The organism is Vibrio sp. 10N.222.52.B7 (assembly GCF_041474275.1).
GTDB classification, from domain to species: domain Bacteria; phylum Pseudomonadota; class Gammaproteobacteria; order Enterobacterales; family Vibrionaceae; genus Vibrio; species Vibrio crassostreae_C.
The window spans coordinates 1-284 of record NZ_JBFRTU010000785.1 but is presented as its reverse complement, the minus strand read 5'-3'; the positions used below and the strand labels follow the sequence as shown (position 1 = coordinate 284).

Genomic DNA, 284 nt, shown 5'->3' with positions numbered 1-284 from the left:
CCTTGATAGGCTTGATCAGTAAGCACGGTATTTTGATTGTGGAGTTTGCTAACCAAATGCAACAGGAATTGAAATGCAGCCGACGCGAGGCCGCTATTCGTTCAGCGACTGTTCGAATGAGACCAGTATTGATGACCACAGCTGCGATGGTTGTCGGTGTCGTACCTCTGGTCATTGCAAGCGGAGCTGGCGCTCAAAGCCGTTTCTCGATTGGTTTGGTCATCACGGTGGGTATGTCGTTGGGCACATTATTCACCCTGTTCGTTGTGCCAACGATATACACC

General features: G+C 50.0%; 1 protein-coding gene. It reads left to right on the top strand.

The annotated features are described in order from the left end of the window. The coding region (locus AB4512_RS25305; protein ID WP_372176216.1) for an efflux RND transporter permease subunit at window positions 1-284 on the top strand (284 nt) is incomplete at both ends.